The organism is Pontibacter sp. YIM B11418 (assembly GCF_059278805.1).
The window spans coordinates 1-1,192 of sequence record NZ_JCAEMH010000016.1 but is presented as its reverse complement, the minus strand read 5'-3'; the positions used below and the strand labels follow the sequence as shown (position 1 = coordinate 1,192).

The following is a 1,192-nucleotide window of genomic DNA, read 5'->3' as shown; positions in this document are numbered from 1 at the left end:
TGGCGGCCGAGTCGCACGTCGACCGCTCGATTGCCGGGCCGATGGCCTTCGTGCAGACTAACGTGATGGGCACAGTCAACCTGCTGGAAGCCTGCCGCCACACCTGGGCCGGAGACTACGAAGGCAAATTGTTCTACCATGTTTCTACCGACGAGGTGTACGGCTCGCTGGGCACAGATGGGCTCTTCACCGAGTCCACGGCCTACGACCCGCGCTCGCCCTACTCGGCCTCCAAGGCCGCCTCGGACCACTTCGTGCGCGCCTGGCACCATACCTACGGCCTGCCCGTCAAGCTCAGCAACTGCTCCAACAACTACGGACCCAACCATTTTCCCGAGAAGCTGATTCCGCTTGCGATCCACAACATCAAGAGCGTAAAGCCCGTGCCCGTGTACGGGAAGGGCGAGAATGTGCGGGACTGGCTTTACGTGAAAGATCACGCGCGGGCCATCGACTGTATCTTCCACCGAGGCAAACTGGGTGAGACCTACAACGTGGGCGGGGTGAACGAGTGGCGCAATATTGATTTGATAGAACTGCTTTGCGACGTGATGGACGAGAAGCTGGGAAGACAGCCTGGCGAGTCGCGGAAGCTGATCACCTTCGTGAAGGATCGCGCCGGCCACGATGCCCGCTATGCTATCGACTCCTCCAAACTGATGGATGAGCTCGGCTGGGAGCCGTCAGTGACTTTTGAGGAGGGCCTGCGCCTGACCGTGGACTGGTACCTGGCAAACGAGGACTGGCTTGCAGAGGTCACTTCGGGTCACTACCGCGACTACTACCGCGAGCAATACGAGAAGCGGTAAATGGTTATATGGCTGAAAACTGGACGACGCTATGTCTGACAGCAGTGGCTAGTGCCGGTCGGCCAACTAACAATTTAACCATTCAACAATTTAACAATTGAATTCATGAAAGGCATCATCCTGGCCGGTGGCTCCGGCACCCGCCTGCACCCCCTGACGCTGGCCGTGAGCAAGCAGCTCATGCCCGTCTACGACAAGCCCATGATCTACTACCCGCTCTCGACTCTTATGTTGGCCGGAATCCGGGAAATATTGATTATCTCCACGCCCCACGACCTGCCCCTGTTTGAGCGCTTGCTCGGGGACGGAAGCCGGATCGGCTGCAAGTTCTCCTACAAGGTGCAGGAGGTACCTAACGGGCTGGCACAGGCCTTTGTGATCGG

Annotated in this window: 2 protein-coding genes; both read left to right on the top strand. The window is 58.6% G+C overall.

The annotated features are described in order from the left end of the window. A partial coding sequence (gene rfbB / locus AC4QZR_RS19835) for a dTDP-glucose 4,6-dehydratase (protein ID WP_494482466.1) occupies positions 1-809 on the top strand: 809 nt, incomplete at its 5' end. Between the two features lie 105 nt (positions 810-914). Further along, a partial coding sequence (locus tag AC4QZR_RS19830; RefSeq protein WP_494482465.1) for a sugar phosphate nucleotidyltransferase occupies positions 915-1,192 on the top strand: 278 nt, incomplete at its 3' end.